The organism is Micromonospora sp. HUAS YX12 (genome assembly GCF_040215685.1).
Taxonomy (GTDB): domain Bacteria; phylum Actinomycetota; class Actinomycetes; order Mycobacteriales; family Micromonosporaceae; genus Micromonospora; species Micromonospora tulbaghiae.
The window spans coordinates 2,677,100-2,697,097 of the sequence record NZ_CP157974.1; the positions used below are offsets into that span (position 1 = coordinate 2,677,100).

Below are 19,998 nucleotides of genomic sequence, written 5' to 3' on the forward strand. Positions count from 1 at the left end.
CGGTGCGGGACTCTACCCGGTCAGGGGGCGGGCCGCGTGGGCACGGCCGTCGCGTGCGTGGCGAGCTCGCGCAACGCGGGCCCGGCCAGGCGGTACGGAGTCCACTCGTCCATCGGCGTGGCGCCGATCGCGGCGTAGAAGCGGGCCGCCGGATTCCAGTGGATCATCCACCACTCCAGCCGCTGGTAGCCGCGCTCCACGCAGATCGCGGCGAGCGTGGCGAGCAGCATCCGGCCCGCGCCGGTGCCCCGGGCGTCCGGGCGGACGTAGAGGTCCTCCAGGTAGATGCCGTGCACGCCGGCCCAGGTGGAGAAGTTGAGGAACCAGAGCGCGAAACCGATCGGCCGGTCCGCCGCGTCGACGGCGACGTGGCCGTACAGCGCCGGGGACGGGCCGAACAGGGCCGCGTCGAGCTGTGCCGTGGTGAGGTGGCACTGCTCGGGCGCGCGCTCGTACTCGGCGAGTTCGTGCACCATGGCGACGACGGCCGGTACGTCCTCGGGACGTACCGGCCGGATCGTCGGAGTGCCGTCGGGCGACGTCACGCCTGCTTGGTCTCCCAGAAGATCTTCGAGATCTCGTCGATCTTCGCCAGCAGCTCGTCGGCCTTGGCCGGGTCGGTGCCGCCCTTGGCGCCGGCCGCGCCGGCCAGCTTGGTGGCCTCGTTGAACAGCTGGTGCAGGTGCGGGTACTTCTCGAAGTGCTGCGGCTTGAAGTAGTCGGTCCAGAGCACCCACAGGTGGTGCTTGACCAGCTCGGCCCGCTGCTCCTTGATCAGGATGGCGCGGGTGCGGAACTCCGGGTCGGTGTTGGCCTGGTACTTCTCGCAGATCATTTTGACCGACTCGGCCTCGATCCGGGCCTGGGCCGGGTCGTATACGCCGCAGGGCAGGTCGCAGTGAGCGCTGGCCGTCACCCGGGGCGTGAGGATGCGGGGAAGGCGCATCAGGGTCCTCCATGGGTTGTTTGCGATGATCCAAGACGACATTACTCCTGGAGACGCCCTCGGGGGCTGGGAGGTGACATGGCGCCCACCGGTGGACCTCCGGCTCTGCGCGGCCCGCTGGTGCCGGTGCTGGTGACCGGCCCGTCCATGTCCCCGACGCTGCGCCACGGCGACGCGGTGCTGGTCCGCACCGGAGGCCGGCCGGTACGCCCCGGGGACGTGGTCGTCGCGGTGTTCCGCAGCCGTCCCGACCTGCTCGTCGTCAAGCGGGCGGTGGAACCCCGCGACGGCGGATGGTGGTTGCGCGGCGACAACGAGTTCGTCGCCGACGACTCCCGGGCGTACGGCGTGGCCGACGTCCGCGGCCGGGTGGTGGCCCGCTGGTGGCCGCGTCCGGGACGGGTCAGGGGCCGGTGACGACCGGAGCGGATATGACCCCGCTCACATACTGGGTGCCGAAGCGTGACTATGCTCGAAAAGTGCCCGGGTGACCCCCGCACCGCCGCGCCGCCGGTCGCTGACCACCGCTGACCACGCCGGCCGGTCCGTCTGCTCGACAGATCCTGGAGTCACCATGTCTTCGTCCACCCCGGACCCCGCCGATCCCGTCTTCCGCCTGCACGTCGGCGGCAAGATGGCAGTCGCCTCCACAGTGCCGCTGACCAGCCGCGAGGATCTCTCCCTCGCGTACACCCCGGGTGTGGCCCGGGTGTGCGAGGCGATCGCCGCCGACCCCGCGCTGGCCGACACCTACACCTGGGTGTCGCACACCGTCGCCGTGGTCACCGACGGTTCCGCCGTACTCGGTCTGGGCAACATCGGCCCGCGCGCCGCGCTGCCAGTGATGGAGGGCAAGGCGGTGCTGTTCAAGCAGTTCGCCGGCGTGGACGCGGTGCCGGTCTGCCTGGACACCCAGGACGTGGACGAGATCGTCGCGACGGTCAAGGCGCTCGCGCCCTCGTTCGGCGGGATCAACCTGGAGGACATCAGCGCCCCGCGCTGCTTCGAGGTGGAGCGCCGGCTCGACGAGGCGCTGGACATCCCGGTCTTCCACGACGACCAGCACGGCACCGCGATCGTGGTGCTCGCCGCGCTGCGCAACGCCGCGACGCTGCTCAACCGCAAGCTCGGTGATCTGCGGGTGGCGGTCAGCGGCGCGGGCGCGGCCGGGGTGGCGGTCACCAAGATGCTGATCGCCGGCGGCGTCGACCCGGACCGGGTGGTGGTGTGCGACTCGCGCGGCATCATCGGCCGGCACCGCGAGCTGACCGGCACCAAGGCCGAGCTGGCCGAGATCACCAACGCCGAGGGCCGGCAGGGCGACATCACCGAGGCGCTGCGCGACGCGGACGTGCTCGTGGGCGTCTCCGGCGGCCAGATCCCGGAGGCGGCGGTGGCCGGCATGGCCCCCGGCGGCATCGTGTTCGCGCTGGCCAACCCCACCCCGGAGGTGCACCCCGAGGTGGCCGCCCGGCACGTGGCGGTGGTCGCCACCGGGCGCAGCGACTACCCGAACCAGATCAACAACGTGCTCGCGTTCCCGGGTGTGTTCCGGGGCGCGCTGGACGCCGGGGCCACCCGGATCACCGACGCCATGAAGGTGGCCGCCGCCGACGCCATCGCCGGAGTGGTCGCCGAGTCGCTCACCGCCGACGCGATCGTGCCCTCGCCGCTGGACCCGCGGGTCGCACCGGCGGTGGCCGAGGCGGTCGCGGAGGCCGCCCGCCGCGACGGGGTCGCCCGCCGCTGAGATGTAAGGAAGGGGCCCTTCTTAACGCCTCCGGTAGAGGAAGGGCCCCTTCTTAACGGCCGCTCAGCTTGTTACCGTGCCGATCATGCGTGCTGCCTATGCCTCGGCCTTCGACGCCGACAACCCGCTCGCCGCGCTCGCCGTCGGCGACCGTCCCGAGCCGACTCATCCGCAGGACGACTGGGTCACCGTGCGGGTGCGGGCCAGCTCGCTCAACCACCACGACCTCTGGTCGCTGCGCGGCGTGGGCCTGACCGCCGACCAGCTCCCGATGATCCTGGGCTGCGACGCGGTCGGCACCGACCCGGACGGCAACGAGGTGGTCATCTACCCGGTGGTGCCCACCCCGGGTGACCCGCGCGGGGTCTCCATCCTCTCCGAGCACTACCAGGGCACGTTCGCCGAGCTTGTCGCCGTACCCCGGATGAACCTGCTGCCGCTGCCCGACGGCCTGTCGGCGACCGACGCGGCGTGCCTGCCGACGGCGTGGCTCACCGCCTGGCGGATGCTGACCACCAAGGGCCGGGTCGCCGACGGCGAGTCGGTGCTGGTCCAGGGCGCCGGCGGTGGCGTGGCCACCGCGGCCGTCGCGCTCGGCGTCGCGCTCGGCAAGCGGGTGTACGCGACCAGCCGCGACGCCGCCAAGCGGGAGCGGATCACCGAGCTGGGCGCGACCGCGCTGGAGCCCGGCGCGCGGCTGCCGGAACGGGTCGACGTGGTGATCGAGACGGTCGGCGCGGCCACCTTCGACCACTCGCTGAAGTCGGCCGCCCCGACGGCCCGGATCGTGGTCTCCGGCGCCACCGCCGGGCACGAGCCCAAGATCAACCTGCGGCGGGTCTTCGCCATGCAACTGGAGATCCTCGGCACCTCGATGGGCACCCCGGACGAGCTGACCGAGCTGCTCGCGTTCTGCGCCGAGCACGAGGTGCGCCCGGTGGTCGACCGGGTGGTGCCGTTCAGCGAGATCGCCGAGGCGTTCGCCCGGCTGCACTCCGGTGAGGTCTTCGGCAAGGTGGTCGTCGACCACACCGCCTGACGCGGACGGCGCGCGCGGCGCGGACGGCGTGTTAAGAAGGGGCCCCTTCTCTACCGGAGACGTTAAGAAGGGGCCCTTCCTTACAGGCGGTCGTCGAGGGTGGCCAGGCCGCCGCGGGCTGCGTCGGCCGGGAGGCGCTTCTTCGCGGCCGGATCGCCGTAGAGCGCCCAGCGGAGGAACTCGGCAGTCGTGTCGGCGACCACGCCCAGCGCCTTGCCGTCGCCGAGCAGCGCCCGGCCGTGGTCACCCTTGGGCAGGCTGAGCATCGCCTTCGGCCACGGCACCGCGTCGTACACGGCCTTGCCGGCGGCGTACGACACCACCTCGTCGGCCTCGCCGTGCACGAACAACTGCGGCGCGGCGGCGCCGGCGAACGCGGTGCCCACGCCGAGCGCGGTGCCGGCGAAGACGATGCCCGCGTCCAGCCGCTCGTCCCGGCCGGCGGTGAACAGCCCGATCGTGGTCACGCCACCGGCGCTGTGCCCGGTAGCGGCCACCCGCTCCGGGTCCAGCCGGCCGCGCAGCGGATCGCCCGCCTTCTCGCCGAGCGCGAGCACCCGCGTCAGCACGTACGACACGTCGGCCGGCTGGTTGAGCACGTCCAGCGGGTTGCCGTCGGTGCCCCGGGAGGTGTGCGGGAAACGCGGCGCGGCGATCACGAAACCGGCCGCCGCCCAGCGGGTCAGCAGCGCCTGGTAGTCCTCCGGCCGCGCGCTCAGCCCGTGGCTGAACAGCACCACCGGGAACCGCCCGTCCGCCGCCGGGGCGGAACGCTCGACCGCGCCGCCGGCCGCGCCCGCCGCCGGATACCAGAGCGTCACCGGCAACGGCCGGTCGCCGTCGCGGTTCAGCTTCACCTGGCGTACGCCGACCGCGAAGCTCTCCGCAGGCGCCTTGCCGGCGGGTACGCGCGGAGCGGGTGTGGTGGTCGTCGGTGGGGCGTCGGGAGCGGGCCGCCCGGCCGGGGCGGTGGGCTGCTCCGAGCAGCCGGCGAGGGCGGCGCCGAGCACGGCGGCGGTGAGCAGGGCGACGGGACGACGGCGCATGAACCCGATTGTGCCTCGCGATCCGGGCCACCAGGCCCGGTCAGCGCACCGGGTGACCATCCGCTGACGCCCGGAGACCCTGACGCGTCGATCATGAAGTCGGCGGCGCTGGGCCGGCCGGTCCGGGAGATCTTGGTACGAAATGGCCCCTCTGGGGGCCGGAATGCTCCAAGATCTCGGGCGGGTTGCGGTCAGGTGGGAATGGAGCGGGTGGTGAAGGTGGTCAGGTCGGGGGCTGTGGCGTCGGTGGGGAGGCGGTGCAGGGCGGCGCGGTCGGCGTAGAGCGTCCAGCGCAGGAAGTCGGTGGTGGTGGCGAGCACCTGGGCGAAGCCGGGTCGCCCCGGCGTCAGGTACTCGCCGTGGCCCTGACCGGTGAGGCTCAGGAAGGCAGCCGGCCCGAGACAGCGGGCGTACGCGGCCCGGCCGATCGACTCCGGCACGATCCGGTCGGCGCTCCCGTGCACGAACAGCATCGGCGCGAGCGGCCGGGACAGTCCGGCGACCATGCGGCCACCGGCGATCACGATTCCGGCCCGTACCGGGGAGGGCTGCCCGGAGGCGAACATGCCGAGCGTGGTGTGCCCGCCGGCGGAGTGCCCGGCGGCGGCGAACCGGTCCACGGCCATGTGCGCGCCGAGCGGATCCCCGGGGCGGGCGCCCAGCCGGACCAGGTGGCGGATCAGTCGCCAGGCGTCGGCCGGCTGGTTGCGGACGTCCTCGCGGGTGAAGGCGCGGGCGCGCTGGTTCGTACGCGGATAGGCGGGCGCGACCACCACGAAACCGGCGGCGGCCCAGCGGCTGGTCAGCGCCGCGTGCAGGGCGGGCAGGCTGCGCAGCCCGTGGCTGTACAGCACCACCGGAAACCGTCCGGCGGCGAACGGCGCTCCCGGCCGCACACGCGGCCCGCGATCCGGGCCGGGACCGGCCGAACCAGCGCCGGCCGAACCAGGGCCGGGACCAGCCGGGCCGGGACCAGCCGGGCCGGAGCCGGTCGGGCCGGAGCCGGCCGTGTGCGACGGTGCGGGAGACTGTTGCGCCGGGTACCAGACGGTGACCGGCAGCGGCCGCCTGCCGTCCGGATCGAGCGTGAACTGCCGCATCCCCACCGCGTACTGGCGCTCCGGCGCGGGCCCGACAGCGGCCGGAACCGGGTCGGACGTGGCCACGGCCGGACCGCAACCGGCCAGCAGCGCCGTCATCAGCGCGGCGACCAGCCGCTGCCCCCTCACACCTGCACGGTAGGCAGCCGAGCGGTCGGCCCGCGCCCGCCGTCCGGGCCGGTCGGTGGCGCCACCCGGGCGGCTCCCGCCTCCACCGGGTGGCCGGGTTTGCCCGATCCCGCCACCCGGATCCGCAGGTGGCGGCCCGGCGGGTCGGACCGGGCCGGGCGGCTTCGCTAGGGTCAGCCGCATGGCTGAGAACTACACCGACCCGAGTGGCAACACCGCGCAGTTCCGCGCATTCGTCGATTCCCCCGAGCCGGCCGCGTCGGCGTCGGCGCCGTCCCGTCTGCCGCTGATCGCCGGCGTGGCCGTCGCCGCCGTGGTGGTGGTCGCCCTGGTCGCCTGGATCGCCCTGGGCTGACCGAGGGTGATCCCGGCCGGCCCGGTCCGCGCGGAGAGGCCGGGCGCACGCGGTCAGACGCCCAGCACCTCGCGGGTCTCGCGGGCGATCTCCCGCTCCTCGTCGGTGCCGACCACGAGCACCGCCACCTCCGCGCCGTCGGGCGAGACGAGCCGGTCGCCGTGGCCGTCGTTGCGCGCCGGGTCGACCGCGACGCCCAGCCGCTCCAGCCCGGCGAGCGACGCCGCCCGGACCGCGGCGGCGTGCTCGCCGACCCCGGCGGTGAACGCGATCGCGTCGACCCGGCCGAGCAGCGCGTAGTACGCGCCCACGTAGCCGGTGATCCGGCGGCAGTAGACGTCGAACGCGAGCGTCGCGTCCGGGTCACCGGCGTCGCGGCGGGCCAGCACCTCCCGCATGTCGTTGACGCCGGTGAGCCCGAGCAGGCCGCTGCGGTGGTTGAGCAGGTCGTCGATGTCGTCGACGACCATGCCGCCCTCGCGGCGCAGGTGGAAGACGACGGTCGGGTCGAGGTCGCCGCTGCGGGTGCCCATCACCAGGCCCTCCAGCGGGGACATGCCCATCGAGGTGGCCACGCTGCGCCCGCCCTGTACGGCACACGCGCTCGCCCCGTTGCCCAGGTGCAGGGTGATCGTGTTGATCTCGTCGTACGGGCGGTGGAGCAGGTCGGCGACGCGACGCGAGACGTACGCGTGCGAGGTGCCGTGGAAGCCGTAGCGGCGTACGCCGTAGCGCTCGGCGGTGGCCTTGTCGATCGCGTACGTGGCGGCGGCCTCGGGCAGTGTGTGGTGGAACGCGGTGTCGAAGACCGCCACCTGCGGCGTGTCCGGCAGCGCCTCCCGGGCCACCCTGATGCCGGCCAGGTTGGCCGGGTTGTGCAGCGGTGCCAGCGGCACCAGACCCGCGATCGCGTCGACGACCGCGTCGTCGATGCGTACCGGGGCGCTGAACTTCCGCCCGCCGTGCACCACCCGGTGGCCGACGCCGGACAGCCCGGTCAGGTCGAGCCGGCCGATGATCTCCCGGACCGCGCTCTCGTGGTCGGCCGGCCCGCCACCGGGTTCACCGATCCGCTCGACTGTGCCCTTGTCCAGGACGTCGTCGCCGTCGTACAGCCGGTACTTGACCGACGAGGATCCGCTGTTGAGGACCAGGATGCGGCTCATTCCGACGCCTCCGCGGCGGCCTGGATGGCGGTGATCGCCACCGTGTTGACGATGTCCGGCACGGTGGCGCCGCGGGACAGGTCGTTGACCGGCCGCCGGAGGCCCTGCATGACCGGCCCGACCGCCACCGCACCGGCGGACCGCTGCACCGCCTTGTACGTGTTGTTGCCCGTGTTCAGGTCCGGGAAGATGAACACCGTCGCGCGCCCCGCCACCGGGCTGTCCGGCAGCTTGGTGGCCGCGACCTGCGGGTCGATCGCCGCGTCGTACTGGATCGGGCCCTCGACCAGCAGGTCCGGCCGGCGTTCCCGGACCAGCTTGGTGGCCGCCGCGACCTTCTCCACGTCCGCGCCGGCGCCGGAGCTGCCGGTGGAGTACGACAGCATCGCCACCCGCGGCTCGATGCCGAACCGGGCCGCGGTGCCGGCCGACGAGATGGCGATGTCGGCGAGCTGGCCGGCGTCCGGGTCGGGGTTGACGGCGCAGTCGCCGTACACCAGCACCCGGTCGGCGAGCAGCATGAAGAAGACGCTGGAGGCGACCGAGACGCCGGGCACGGTCCGGATGATCTCGAACGCCGGGCGGATGGTGGCGGCCGTGGTGTGGGTGGCGCCGGAGACCATGCCGTCGGCGTGACCGGTCTGCACCATCATCGTGCCGAAGTAGTTGGGCTGCGCCACGATGTCGTGCGCCAGCTCCGGCGTGACGCCGCGGTGGGCGCGCAACTGCGCGTACGCCTCGGCGAACTCGTCCCGCCACGGGCTGGTCACCGGGTCGACGACCTGGGCGTCACCGAGGTCGACGCCGAGTTCCCGGGTCCGCCTGGCGATCTCGTCCGGGCGGCCGAGCAGGGTGATCTCCGCGACGCCCCGGCGCAGCAGCACCTCCGTCGCGCGCAGGATCCGCTCGTCCGCGCCCTCGGGCAGCACCAGCCGGCGGCGCCGGGCGCGGGCCCGGTCGATCAGGTCGTTCTCGAACATCAGCGGGGTCACCCGCGCGGACCGGCTGACCCGCAGCCGGCGGGCCAGGTCGTCGGTGTCCACGCAGCGCTCGAACGCGCCGAGCGCTGCCTCGACCTTGCGCGGGTTGGCGGTGCTGGGGCGGCCCTCGATCCGGCTGGACGCGGCCACCGTGTCGTAGCTGTCGCTCGGCACCGACAGCACGGCCAGCCCGGTGTTCATCCGCTCGACCAGGCGCATGGCCCGCGGGTCGGGCTGCTCGCCGAGCGTGAGCACCAGCCCGGCAAGCGACACCTGCCCGGCCACGTGCGCGGCGCCGGCGGCCACCAGCAGGTCCGCCCGGTCGCCCGGGGTGATCACCAGCGCCCCGTCGGTGAGGTGGTCCAGCAGCGTCGGTACGTGCGCCGCGCCCACCACGTAGTCGAGCACGTCGCGGTCGAGCGCGGTCTCGTCGCCGGTGAGCACGGTGCCGCGCAGCGCCGCCGTCACCTCGGCCACCGTCGGCGCCGACACGGTCGGCACCTCCGGAATCGCGTACGCGGGCACCGGCAGCTCGGGCAGCGTCATCGGCTCCGGCACGCGGTTGGCCAGCGCCGCGATCACCGTCGCGCCGAGGTCGGCCAGATCGTGGTACGCGCCGCGCAGCGCCGCCGCGATCGCGTCCGGCTCCTGCCCGAACCCGTCCACCACCGGCACCACGACGCTGCCGAACTCGGTCGCCAGCCGGGCGTTGAAGGCCAGCTCACGCGGGCCGGTGCCGTCGCCGTAGGCGAAGTCGCTGCCGACCACCACTATCGCCGGGCAGCGCCGCTCGACCTCCCGGTAGCGGGTGACGATCCGGGAGATCAGCTCCTCCCGGCGGCCGTCCGCGACGAGCGCGCTCGCCTCGGCGTACGTGACGCCGTGCAGCTCGTCGACCGGCAGTTCCATCCGGTAGCGCTCGGTGAGGAGGGCCAGGATCGGGTCGGTGCCGTCACCGGAGACGAGCGGCCGGAACGCGCCTATCCGTTCCACCTGTCGGGACAACAGCTCGGCCAGCCCGAGCGCCACCGTTGATTTTCCGCCGCCCGAACCAACGCCGGTCAGGTACACGCTGCGCGCCACGGCACCCAACCTACAAGATCGCCCTGGCCCCCGCCCGGGTCATTCGACCCTCCCCACGCCCTCCGCCGCCACCGATCTTGCGGTTGCCGCCCCGGCAAACGCCACTGACCGGACACGCGGAGGGCCGCAACCACAAGATCGCGGGGAGGGAGGGGATGGGCGTCAGTCGTCGTCCGGGTCGTCGAGGCGGGCCAGCCAGGTGGCGAACCGCTCGATCGGGGTCTCGAACTCCGGGTTCAGGTCGATGAAGTCACGCAGCCGCTCGCCCAGCCACTCCATGCTGACCTGCTCGTCGCCACGGCGCTCGACCAGCTCCTCGATGCCACGGTCGGTGAAGTACACGGTGTTCCTCTCGTCGTCGTACGGCAGCGGCCCGCCCCGGGGTCGGGACGGGCCGCTGCCGGTGGTGTCACGGGCGGGGGAGAGCCGCCTCGATCAGCGCGTTCTGCTCGACCTCGTGCATCTTCGCCGAGCCGACCGCCGGTGCGGCGGCGGCGGGGCGGGAGATGCGGCGCAGCCGGACCTCGGGCAGGTGCTCCAGCAGGTTGAGCGCGACGAACGACCAGGCGCCCTGGTTGGCCGGCTCCTCCTGGACCCAGGCGAAGTCCTCGGCGTTCGGGTACTGCGCCAGCGCGGCCCGGACCTCCTCGACGGGCAGCGGGTAGAGCTGCTCCATCCGGATGATCGCGGTGTCGGTCACGCCCCGCTCCTGCCGGGCCTGGAACAGGTCGTAGTAGACCTTGCCCGAGCAGAGCAGCACCCGCTTGACCTGCTCCGGCGCCGGAGCCGCGGTGTCGGCCAGCACCGGGGAGAACGTCCCGGTGGTGAAGTCCTCCACCGGCGACACGCAGAGCTTGTGCCGCAGCAGCGACTTCGGCGTGAACACCACCAGCGGCTTGCGCTTGGGCGACAGGGCCTGGCGGCGCAGCAGGTGGAAGTAGTTCGCCGGGGTGGTCGGGATGGCCACCCGCATGTTGTCCTCGGCGCAGAGCTGGAGGAACCGCTCCGGGCGGCCGGAGGTGTGATCCGGGCCCTGGCCCTCGTGGCCGTGCGGCAGCAGCAGGGTCACCGCGGAGCGCTGGCCCCACTTCACCTCGCCGGAGGAGATGAACTCGTCGATCACCGACTGGGCGCCGTTGACGAAGTCACCGAACTGGGCCTCCCAGGCCACCAGCGCGTTGATGTTCTCCACCGAGTAGCCGTACTCGAAGCCCATGGCCGCGTACTCGGAGAGCAGCGAGTCGTGGACGAAGAAGCGCGACCGCTCGCCGTCGGCGGTGAGCGACTTCAGCGGGAGGTAGTCCTCGCCGGTCTTGGCGTCGACCACCGAGGCGTGCCGCTGGACGAACGTGCCGCGACGCGAGTCCTGCCCGGCGAGCCGGACGGTGACGCCGTCGTGCAGCAGCGTGCCGAACGCGATGATCTCGGCGAAGCCCCAGTCGATGCCGCCCTCGACGGACATCTTGCGGCGCCGCTCCAGCAGCTGCTGGATCCGCTTGTGCGGGGTGAAGCCCTCCGGCAGGTTGACGTGCGCCTCGCCGATCGCCTTGACCACCGAGGCGTCGGTGGCGGTGTCGACCTGCGGCTCCGGCTCCTCCTCCCGCGCCGGGCGGCTGAGCTGACGCGGCGTGGTCGCGGCGTCCCGGGTGGCCTTGAAGACCCGCTCCAGCTGCGACTGGTAGTCGCGCAGCAGCTCCTCCGCGTCCTCCACGGTGATGTCGCCGCGCCCGATCAGCTCCTCGGTGTAGAGCTTCCGGACCGACCGCTTCGAGTCGATGATCTGGTACATCTGCGGGTTGGACATCGACGGGTCGTCGCCCTCGTTGTGCCCGCGCCGGCGGTAGCAGACCATGTCGATCACGACGTCCTTGTTGAACGCCTGCCGGTACTCGAACGCGAGCCGGGCCACCCGGACCACTGCCTCCGGGTCGTCGCCGTTCACGTGGAAGATCGGCGCCTGGATCATCCGGGCCACGTCGGTGCTGTAGAGGCTGGACCGGCTGTACTCCGGGGCGGTGGTGAAGCCGACCTGGTTGTTGACGACCACGTGCACGGTGCCGCCGGTGCGGTAGCCGCGCAGCTGGGACAGGTTGAGCGTCTCGGCGACCACGCCCTGGCCGGCGAAGGCGGCGTCACCGTGCACCGCCAGCGGCAGCACGGTGTAGCCCTCCAGCTTGAGGTCGATGCGGTCCTGCTTGGCCCGGACGATGCCCTCCAGCACCGGGTCCACGGCCTCCAGGTGCGACGGGTTCGCCACCACCGACACCTTGACCGCGTGCTCGCCGTCCGGCGTGCTGAACTTGCCGTTCTGGCCGAGGTGGTACTTCACGTCGCCGGAGCCCTGCGTGGACCGCGGGTCGAGGTGCCCCTCGAACTCGGAGAAGATCTTCTCGTACGGCTTGCCGACGATGTTCGCCAGCACGTTGAGCCGGCCGCGGTGGGCCATGCCGATGACGACCTCGTCCAGCCCGGCCTCGGCGGAGCACTCCAGCACCTCGCCGAGCAGCGGGATCAGCGACTCGCCGCCCTCCAGCGAGAAGCGCTTCTGGCCGACGTACTTGGTCTGCAGGAACGTCTCGAACGCCTCGGCGGCGTTGAGCCGGTTCAGCACGTGCTTCTGCTCGTCGGAGCTGGGCTTCTCGTACTTGCGCTCGACCCGCTCCTGGATCCAGCGGCGCTCCTCCGGGTCCTGGATGTGCATGTACTCGATGCCGACCCGGCGGCAGTACGAGTCACGCAGCACGCCGAGGATCGAGCGCAGCTTCATCCGCTGCTGGCCGGCGAAACCGTTGACCGGGAAGACGCGGTCGAGATCCCACAGCGTGAGCCCGTGCTGGAGCACGTCCAGGTCCGGGTGCTTGCGGATCTTGAACTCCAGCGGGTCGGTGTCGGCCATCAGGTGGCCGCGCACCCGGTACGCGTGGATCAGCTCGTGCACCCGCGCGGTCTTGTTGATCTGGCCCTCGCTGTCGACGGCCACGTCGCGCATCCAGCGCACCGGCTCGTACGGGATGCGCAGCGAGGTGAAGATGTCGTCGTAGAAGCCGCGCTCGCCGAGCAGCAGCTCGTGCATGACCTTCAGGAACTCGCCGGACTGCGCGCCCTGGATGATCCGGTGGTCGTACGTGCTGGTCAGCGTGATGACCTTGCTGACCGCGAGCTGGGCCAGGGTGGCCTCGCTCATGCCCTGGTAGGGGGCCGGGTATTCCATCGCCCCGACGCCGATGATGGCGCTCTGCCCCTGCATCAGGCGCGGGATCGAGTGCACCGTGCCGATGCCGCCCGGGTTGGTCAGCGAGATCGTGGTGCCGGAGTAGTCCTCCATGGTCAGCTCGTTGCGGCGGGCGCGCCGGACCACGTCCTCGTACGCCTGCCAGAACTGCCGGAAGTCCATCTGCTCGCAGCCCTTGATGGACGGCACCACCAGGTTGCGGGAGCCGTCCGGCTTGACCAGGTCGATCGCGATGCCCAGGTTGACGTGCTCCGGGCGGACCATCGCCGGCTTGCCGTCGACCTCGGCGAAGGAGTTGTTCATCTCCGGGTGCTCGACGACCGCGCGGACGAGCGCGTACCCGATCAGGTGGGTGAAGCTGACCTTGCCACCGCGACCACGGGTCAGGTGGTTGTTGATCACGATGCGGTTGTCGACGAGCAGCTTGGCCGGGACGGCGCGCACGCTCGTGGCGGTCGGGACGGCGAGCGACGCGTCCATGTTCTGCACGATCTTGGCGGCGACGCCGCGCAGCGGCGTGGTGCCCGCGGCGCTCGCGGTCGGTGCCTTGGCGGCCGGCTTGGCCGGTACGGACTTCTTGGCCGGCTCAGGGGCCTTCGCCGCCGGCTTGGCGGCGGGCTTGGCCGGGGCGGGCGCGGCCTTCGGGGCGGCCTTCGGCTCGGTCTTGGCGGGCTGCGCGGCGACGGTGGCCGCTGCCTCCTGCTGCTCGGCCGGCTCCGGCTTCGCGGCCGGCTTGGCCGGCCCGTCCGGGCGCGGTGTGGCGGCGCCCGGGGCCGGCCGGTAGTCGGCGAAGAAGTCGTGCCAGGCCGAATCGACGCTTGAGGGGTCGGCGAGGTAGCGCTGGTACATCTCCTCGACGATCCACTCGTTCGGGCCGAAACCCGCCAGTGGGTTCTCCTGCGAAGTCTGCTGGGTCGACACGGCCGCTAATCGCCTCTTTCACGCGGTTGTGAATGTCACGGTGGCCCCCGGTGACCCCCGGTTGCCGACGCTGGGTAAACCGATGCCAAGGCTACGCCGTGCGCTGCGCGCAGGCATTCTCGCCTCCGGCTGGTGGTCCGTTTCACAGAAGATGCCAGAAGTTCGGCAAACGCTGCGTGATCCGCCGACTCCTGCTAGACGAGCAGAACCCCGGCCGATGACGTCCGTCACCGGCCGGGGTCCGCCCCGACCACGAGGTCAGGAGATGTCGCGCTTGCGGATCGTGGCCACGCCGATCGCGCCGGCCACCACCGCGTATCCGATCAGCACGAGGGCGCCGGCCCACTGCGGCGGGTTGCCCGGGATGTCGGTGTCGCCGCCCACCATGAGCCCGGAGGCCAGCGACGGGACGAGCAGCTGGAGCTTGTTGATCCAGTCGCCGTACCGCGAGGCGAGGAGGCTGAGGACGATGACCGCGCCGATCGCGCCGCCCAGGTAGAACAGGATGCCGGTCACCGTGGCGCCGATCTGGCTGCGGATCAGCACGCCGAGCCCGACGCCGAGCACCGACCAGAGCAGGTACGCCAGGCCGTTGAGCGCGATCGCCCGCCAGATCGCCCCGCTGCCGAGCTGCGAGCCGACGCCCACCGAGTTGAGGATCAGCGGCGCGACGATCAGGTTCAGCACGGTGGTGACGAGCCAGAACAGCAGCGCCAGCACGCCGGCCGCGGCCAGCTTCGCCAGCATCACCGCGGTGCGGTGCGGCGCGGTGAGGAACGTCGTGGTCACCGTCTGGTGGAAGAACTCGCTGGTCACCACCACGATGCCGAGCAGCAGCACGATGAGCAGCCCGAAGAACTGGCCGTTGGTGTAGAGGTTGGCCGCCAGGTTGTCGGCGGCCGAGACGGCCTGCAACTGGTCGGACTGCTCGGCCGGCACCTCGCCGAAGTCCCCGCCGGCCAGCGCCTCGGTCTGCAACCAGTTGAAGAACAGCGTGAGCGCCCACAGCGCCAGGCTGATCAGCCCGAAGATCCACCAGGTGCTGGTGGTACGGATCTTGAGCAGTTCGGATCGGACCAGCGTCATCGGATCTCCGCCTTTCCGGCCGTCAGCTCCAGGAAGACCCCTTCGAGGTCGGGGCGCTCGGTGGTCAGCTCGTGCAGCTCGACCTTGGCGGCCAGCGCGATCCGGCCCACCGCCGGCGCGTCCACGCCGGTCACCAGCAGCGCTCCGTGCGGGTCGGCGTCGACCGTGGCCGACTGCTCGCGCAGCGCCGCGGCCAGGTCGTCGGCCTGCGGGGTACGCACCCGTACCCGGACGTCGTGCGTCATCGAGGCCATCACCTGGTCGACCGGGCCCTGCCGGACCAGCTTGCCGGCCGCGATGATCACCACGTCGTCGGCGAGCAGCTGCATCTCGGAGAGCAGGTGGCTGGAGACCAGCACCGTACGCCCCTCGGCCGCCAGCCCCTTGAGGAAGCCGCGCATCCAGCGGATGCCCTCCGGGTCCAGGCCGTTGGCCGGCTCGTCCAGGATCAGCACCTGCGGGTTGCCGAGCATCGCGGCCGCGATGCCGAGCCGCTGCTTCATGCCCAGCGAGTAGCCCTTGAACTTGCGCTTCGCCGCGGGCGAGAGCCCGACCAGGGCGAGCGCCTCGTCGGCGCGCTCCTTCGGCAGGCCCGCCGCCGCGCAGATCACCCGCAGGTGGTTGATGCCGGTGCGGCCCTTGTGCGCGCTGGACGCCTCCAGCACCGCGCCGACCGTACGCAGCGGGTCGGGCAGGTCGGCGTACCGGCTGCCGCCGATGGTGGCCGTGCCGGCGCTCGGCGTCACCAGGTTGAGCAGCATGCGCAGCGTGGTCGTCTTACCGGCGCCGTTGGGGCCGAGGAAGCCGGTGACCCGGCCCGGCTCGACCGTGAACGAAAGGTTGTCCACCGCGCGGACGGTCTTGTATTGCTTGGTCAGGCCGGACACGGTGATCTGGCCGGTCCCGGCACTGGGGCGTGGCTGCCCGTCGGACATCATTCTCCTCTCCTGCCCCGGCGGGCTCGACGCGCGCCGGTGGGGCGCCGTTGCGGGGGCGCCCCGCAACAGCCTTCCAACCCGGCGCAAGGGGGTCAATCAGGCGGGACGCGTACGCGCCGTCCTCCTCAGGGAGGAGATCAGGCCGTCGGCAGCGCCACCCAGGTGGCCCGGGCGCGGCCGAGCAGCGCGCCGTCCGAACCGTACAGGCTGGTGTGCACCTCGGCCCTGCGTCCCTCGCCGCCGACCGCGAGGCCCGTCACCACGCACTCGTCGCCGGGCCGTGGCAGCGCCGTGACCTGCGCGGCGATCCGCCCCAGCACGTACGGCCGGCCGGGCGCGAGCACCGCCCAGCCGCCCGGGCAGTCCAGCGCCGCCCACACGGTCGCGGGCACCACCTCGGCCGGCGCGCGGAACGGCGCGGCGGTCCGCCCGTCCGGCAGCCGTCCCGGGAAGATCCGCAGCCCGTCCGGGTTCGCCGGGCCGCAGACGTAGCAGCGGGGGAACGGGTGGTCGACCAGACCGGGGTACGCCCGCGCGGCCCCGGCCGCCGTGGTGAGGTCCACCGGCGGCACCACCGCGTCGACCGGCTCGACCCGGCGTACCTGGGCGACCAGGTGGCCGTCCGGATCGCGTACCTCGCCGTCGGCGGCGGTCAGCGGGGTGTCCAGCGGCGGCGGCCGGCGCAACGTGACCTCCACCGGCCCCCGGTCGTCGATCAGCGCGGCGAAGATCCCGGCACTCCAGCCGCCGTTGCCGGAGCCGTCCGGCCCCTGGAAGCGGGCCTCGACCAGCATGTGCACCTCCGGGTTCACCTCCGCCGGCGCCGTCGCGGGCGGTCCGCCCGGCAGCCTCGCACACGCCGGTCCCGCCCCGGCCGTCCCGGTTCGCACGCCGCCGCCGACCGGCGTTCACCGGATCGACACCCCTCACCCCGTCCGGTGGCAACCCGGGGCACCTACACAGGAGTCATGGCCGTTCTGCACGCCGCTGGCGCACCGCTTACCACCAGCGGTTACACCCTGCTGATCGCCGACGACCCGACACTGGTCGCGGCCGCGCAACGCCTGCGCCACGAGGTGTTCGCCGGCGAACTCGGCGCCACATTGCCGACCGCCGCCACCGGGCTCGACACCGACGAGTTCGACGCGCACTGCGACCACCTGGTGGTGCTGCGCGAGGGCACCGGGGAGGTCGTCGGCACGTACCGGCTGCTGCCGCCCGGCCGCACCGACCGCCGGTACGCCGACGCCGAGTTCGACCTGGGCCCGCTGGCCCCGCTGCACGGCGACCTGGTCGAGGCGGGCCGCTCCTGCGTCCACCCGGACCACCGCACCGGCGCCGTGATCAACCTCATGTGGGCCGGGATCTGCCGCTACCTGCACCTGCGCGGCGCCCGCTGGCTCGGTGGCTGCGCCTCGGTGCCGGTCGCCGACGGCGGGACCGCGGCCGCGCAGGTGTGGGCCGAGGTCACCGCCCGGCACCTCGCCCCGCCGCTGCTGCGGGTCACCCCGCGCCGGCCCTGGTTCGCCGAGGCGCCCGCCGCCGACCTCACCGCGCTCACCCCGGCGCAACGCCGGGCGCTCGTGCCGCCGCTGCTGCGCGGCTACCTGCGGCTCGGCGCCTGGGTGGCCGGCGAGCCCGCGTACGACAGGGACTTCGGCTGCGCCGACTTCTACGTGTTGTTCTCGCTGGACCGGATGAACCCGCGCTACCTGCGGCACTTCCTCGGCGAGGCCGGGTCGTGACCGCCGCTGTCCCCGGGCTCGGCGCGGACCCGTGCTCGGGCGTCGACGGGGCGGGCCTGTGGCGGCCCGCCTCGGGCTGCGGGCCGGACTGCCTGCCGGCGCCCGCCGCCCCGGACGTGTCACCGCCGCGCCGGGCGGGACGGCTGCTCGGCGTACTGGGCATGCTCCTGGCCGGGACGGGTCTGGCCGTACTGCTGCCGCTGCTGCCCGCCGCCCGGGGCCGGGCCGCGTTGCGCGGCTGGGCACGGTGGACGCTGCGTACCCTCGGGGTCCGGCTGCTGGTCCGCGGCCGGGCGCCGCGCGGGCGGGCGCTGCTGGTCGCCAACCACGTCTCGTGGCTGGACATCCTGGCGGTGCTCGCCGTGTCACCGGCCCGGATGCTGGCGAAACGCGAGGTCCGGAGCTGGCCGCTGGTGGGCGCCCTGGCCGCCGCGGCGGGCACCGTCTTCGTGGACCGGTCCCGGCCGCGTGACCTGCCGGCCACCGTCGCGCGGGTGGCCGGCGCGCTGCGGTCCGGGCGGTCGGTGGCGGTGTTCCCGGAGGGTACGACCTGGTGCGGCGCCGCCACGGACTGCCGCCCGAGCCGCGGTTTCCGCCCGGCGATGTTCGAGGCCGCCGTGGTGGCGGGCGCGCCGGTGGTGCCGTTGAGCCTCGGCTACCGGTACGCGGACGACCCGAGCACGCTGCCCGCCTTCCTCGGTGCGGAGACGCTCTGGGCGTCGGTACGCCGGGTGCTCGCCGCCCGGGACCTGACCGTGTCGGTGACGGTGAGTGCCGCGCTGCACCCGGCCGGGGGTGCGGACCGCCGGTCGCTGGCACGGATCGCCGAGGCCGCGATCCACCCGTCCCCACGTCCCGTGCTCGCGACCCGGCTGGACCTGGCCGCCTGACCGCCCGATGGTCGGGGACGCGACATAGTCGCGATAGTGTCTTGTTCAGTCGCGATGTATCGCGTTATGCTCCTCGCAACACCTGGCGCGCCGTGGGCCGGCACGCCGACGAGGGGAGCGTGTCATGGCCAGTTGGACGGTCGAGAACCCGCAGCGCATCACGCTGGACGAGCCGATCACGCGGCTCGACGCCGAGCTGATCAGCGGCCGGCTCAACGTGGTCGGCGCCGACGGGCCGGCCCGGGTCGACGTGACCCGGATCAGCAGCCGGCCGCTCCTCGTCGAGGTACGCGACGGGCGGCTGACGATCCGGCACAAGCGCAAGCCCGGCTGGCTCGGCGTCTTCTCCTGGTTCGGCAACCGGATCCGGGCCGAGGTGTCGGTCGCCGTTCCGCCGGACGTGCTCGCCACCCTGTCGGTGGTCAGCGGCGCGCTCGTCGCCTCCGGGCTGCGCCGGGAGACCCGGGTCGACGTCACCTCCGGCCAGGTCACGCTGCGCGGGCTGCGGGGGCGCACCAGCGCGAAGGTCATCTCCGGGCCGGTCGAGGCGCTCGGCATCGGCGGCGACCTGGACCTGGAGACGGTGTCCGGCGAGCTGATCCTGGCCGACAGCGCGCCCGAGCGGGTCCGCGCCCACGCCGTCTCCGGCTCGATCACCTGCGACCTGGACAACCCGCGCGGCAGCGAGATCCGGCTCAGCGCCATCTCCGGCAGCATCACCGTGCGGGTCCGCGAGGACAGCGACCTCACCGTGCACCTGCACACCACCTCCGGCAAGATCACCAGCGGCTTTCCCCAGGTGGACGGCGGTGGGCGCGGGCTGGGCTCGATCAAGGACAGCCACGGCGTGCTCGGCGGGGGTGCGGGTAGGCTCTGGGCCTCCGCGACCTCCGGCAGCATCGCGCTGCTCGCCCGCCCGGTCGCGCCCGCCGACCATGTGGAGGACGTGCCGTGACCGCCGTGTTCAGCCACGGCCGGCTCCGGCTCTACCTGCTGAAGCTGCTCGACGACGGCCCGAAGCACGGCTACGAGCTGATCCGCCTGCTGGAGGAGCGCTTCCTCGGCCTGTACGCGCCCAGCGCCGGCACCATCTACCCGCGTCTGCAGCGGCTGGAGGCGGAGGGGCTGGTCACGCACACCGCCGCGGGCGGGCGCAAGGTCTACGAGATCACCGAGGCGGGCCGCGCCGAACTGCGCCGGCGCGCCGACGAGCTGTCGACGCTGGAGAGCGACATCGGCGCCGCCGTCGAGGATCTCTCCGCGCTGGCCGGGGAGATCCGCACCGAGGTACGCGGATCGGTGCGCGACCTGAAGCGCGAGCTGCGCGAGGTGGCCCGGCAGACCCGGCAGGGCGGCTGGACGGCGTCCGCCACCACCCGGCCGGCGGACGGCGGGGGATCGGCCCGCCCGGACGAGTCGCCGCTGCTCGCCGACTTCGACCAGCGGCTCGCTGCGTTCACCGTCGAGGTCGGGGCGCTGGTCCGGGCCCGACGGCTCAGCGACAACCAGCTCCGTACCGCGATCCGGCTGCTCGACGGCGCGCTGGAGGGACTGCGGCGGCTGCTCCGCTGATCTCACAGGTTGTTTCCAGG

At 73.1% G+C, this 19,998-nt stretch carries 19 protein-coding genes; 8 read left to right on the plus strand and 11 right to left on the minus strand.

Features of this window, described 5'->3' with window-relative positions; genetic code table 11:
• Window positions 1–20: 20 nt before the first annotated feature.
• Together ABIH81_RS13080 and sodN are read right to left on the minus strand one after the other, a co-directional pair.
• Window positions 21–545 (minus strand): GNAT family N-acetyltransferase, encoded by a 525-nt coding sequence (locus tag ABIH81_RS13080; protein ID WP_349880497.1) that lies wholly within the window; start codon window positions 543–545, stop codon window positions 21–23.
• On the minus strand, window positions 542–946 hold the full coding sequence (gene sodN / locus ABIH81_RS13085; protein WP_135241884.1) for a superoxide dismutase, Ni: 405 nt from the start codon (window positions 944–946) through the stop codon (window positions 542–544). Before sodN ends, ABIH81_RS13080 begins: the two co-directional genes overlap by 4 nt.
• A gap of 78 nt (window positions 947–1,024) precedes the next feature.
• On the opposite strand from sodN, the gene ABIH81_RS13090 reads away from it, so the two are divergent.
• The 3 genes from ABIH81_RS13090 (at window position 1,025) to ABIH81_RS13100 (ending at window position 3,735) form a co-directional block, all read left to right on the plus strand.
• Window positions 1,025–1,363 carry a S26 family signal peptidase gene (locus ABIH81_RS13090; RefSeq protein ID WP_349880498.1) on the plus strand — a complete coding sequence of 113 codons (339 nt, stop codon included), beginning with the start codon at window positions 1,025–1,027 and terminating at the stop codon, window positions 1,361–1,363.
• A 157-nt stretch (window positions 1,364–1,520) separates the two neighbouring features.
• On the plus strand, window positions 1,521–2,696 hold the full coding sequence (locus ABIH81_RS13095) for an NADP-dependent malic enzyme (RefSeq protein ID WP_349880499.1): 1,176 nt from the start codon (window positions 1,521–1,523) through the stop codon (window positions 2,694–2,696).
• A 76-nt stretch (window positions 2,697–2,772) separates the two neighbouring features.
• Window positions 2,773–3,735 carry a zinc-binding dehydrogenase gene (locus ABIH81_RS13100; RefSeq protein ID WP_349880500.1) on the plus strand — a complete coding sequence of 321 codons (963 nt, stop codon included), beginning with the start codon at window positions 2,773–2,775 and terminating at the stop codon, window positions 3,733–3,735.
• Between the two features lie 80 nt (window positions 3,736–3,815).
• On the opposite strand, the gene ABIH81_RS13105 is transcribed toward ABIH81_RS13100, so the two are convergent.
• Both ABIH81_RS13105 and ABIH81_RS13110 read right to left on the minus strand, forming a co-directional pair.
• Window positions 3,816–4,781 carry a chlorophyllase gene (locus tag ABIH81_RS13105; protein ID WP_349880501.1) on the minus strand — a complete coding sequence of 322 codons (966 nt, stop codon included), beginning with the start codon at window positions 4,779–4,781 and terminating at the stop codon, window positions 3,816–3,818.
• A 191-nt stretch (window positions 4,782–4,972) separates the two neighbouring features.
• Window positions 4,973–6,010, minus strand: a complete 1,038-nt coding sequence (locus ABIH81_RS13110) for an alpha/beta hydrolase (protein WP_349880502.1) — start codon at window positions 6,008–6,010, stop codon at window positions 4,973–4,975.
• 181 nt (window positions 6,011–6,191) lie between these two features.
• Here ABIH81_RS13110 and ABIH81_RS13115 point away from each other — a divergent pair, with 181 nt between their 5' ends.
• Window positions 6,192–6,365 carry a hypothetical protein gene (locus ABIH81_RS13115; RefSeq protein WP_013288346.1) on the plus strand — a complete coding sequence of 58 codons (174 nt, stop codon included), beginning with the start codon at window positions 6,192–6,194 and terminating at the stop codon, window positions 6,363–6,365.
• A gap of 53 nt (window positions 6,366–6,418) precedes the next feature.
• On the opposite strand, the gene ABIH81_RS13120 is transcribed toward ABIH81_RS13115, so the two are convergent.
• The 7 genes from ABIH81_RS13120 to ABIH81_RS13150 form a co-directional block, all read right to left on the minus strand.
• Window positions 6,419–7,531 (minus strand): acetate kinase, encoded by a 1,113-nt coding sequence (locus ABIH81_RS13120; protein WP_349880503.1) that lies wholly within the window; start codon window positions 7,529–7,531, stop codon window positions 6,419–6,421.
• Window positions 7,528–9,603, minus strand: a complete 2,076-nt coding sequence (gene pta / locus ABIH81_RS13125) for a phosphate acetyltransferase (RefSeq protein WP_349880504.1) — start codon at window positions 9,601–9,603, stop codon at window positions 7,528–7,530. The genes ABIH81_RS13120 and pta overlap by 4 nt, the downstream gene beginning before the upstream one ends.
• Window positions 9,604–9,756: 153 nt before the next feature.
• Window positions 9,757–9,936: a DUF6104 family protein gene (locus tag ABIH81_RS13130; protein WP_013288341.1), complete on the minus strand. Its 180-nt coding sequence runs from the start codon at window positions 9,934–9,936 to the stop codon at window positions 9,757–9,759.
• A 67-nt stretch (window positions 9,937–10,003) separates the two neighbouring features.
• Window positions 10,004–13,747, minus strand: a complete 3,744-nt coding sequence (locus ABIH81_RS13135) for a multifunctional oxoglutarate decarboxylase/oxoglutarate dehydrogenase thiamine pyrophosphate-binding subunit/dihydrolipoyllysine-residue succinyltransferase subunit (RefSeq protein WP_349880505.1) — start codon at window positions 13,745–13,747, stop codon at window positions 10,004–10,006.
• Between the two features lie 258 nt (window positions 13,748–14,005).
• The gene (locus ABIH81_RS13140; protein ID WP_349880506.1) at window positions 14,006–14,833 is read right to left on the minus strand and encodes an ABC transporter permease; all 828 of its coding nucleotides are present in this window, start codon (window positions 14,831–14,833) and stop codon (window positions 14,006–14,008) included.
• Window positions 14,830–15,768 (minus strand): ABC transporter ATP-binding protein, encoded by a 939-nt coding sequence (locus ABIH81_RS13145; RefSeq protein ID WP_349881088.1) that lies wholly within the window; start codon window positions 15,766–15,768, stop codon window positions 14,830–14,832. The genes ABIH81_RS13140 and ABIH81_RS13145 overlap by 4 nt, the downstream gene beginning before the upstream one ends.
• Window positions 15,769–15,908: 140 nt before the next feature.
• Window positions 15,909–16,565, minus strand: a complete 657-nt coding sequence (locus ABIH81_RS13150) for a hypothetical protein (protein WP_349881089.1) — start codon at window positions 16,563–16,565, stop codon at window positions 15,909–15,911.
• Window positions 16,566–16,739: 174 nt separating this feature from the next.
• On the opposite strand from ABIH81_RS13150, the gene ABIH81_RS13155 reads away from it, so the two are divergent.
• From ABIH81_RS13155 to ABIH81_RS13170, 4 genes are all read left to right on the plus strand, one after another.
• Entirely contained in the window at window positions 16,740–17,516 is a 777-nt protein-coding gene (locus ABIH81_RS13155; protein ID WP_349880507.1) for a GNAT family N-acyltransferase, read from the plus strand.
• A complete protein-coding gene (locus ABIH81_RS13160) occupies window positions 17,513–18,406 on the plus strand; it encodes a lysophospholipid acyltransferase family protein (RefSeq protein WP_349880509.1) in 894 nt (297 codons plus the stop codon). The genes ABIH81_RS13155 and ABIH81_RS13160 overlap by 4 nt, the downstream gene beginning before the upstream one ends.
• 124 nt (window positions 18,407–18,530) lie before the next feature.
• The gene (locus tag ABIH81_RS13165; protein ID WP_349880510.1) at window positions 18,531–19,361 is read left to right on the plus strand and encodes a DUF4097 family beta strand repeat-containing protein; all 831 of its coding nucleotides are present in this window, start codon (window positions 18,531–18,533) and stop codon (window positions 19,359–19,361) included.
• Complete coding sequence (locus tag ABIH81_RS13170) at window positions 19,358–19,978, plus strand: PadR family transcriptional regulator (RefSeq protein ID WP_349880511.1); 621 nt, start codon at window positions 19,358–19,360, stop codon at window positions 19,976–19,978. Before ABIH81_RS13165 ends, ABIH81_RS13170 begins: the two co-directional genes overlap by 4 nt.
• Window positions 19,979–19,998: the final 20 nt, after the last annotated feature.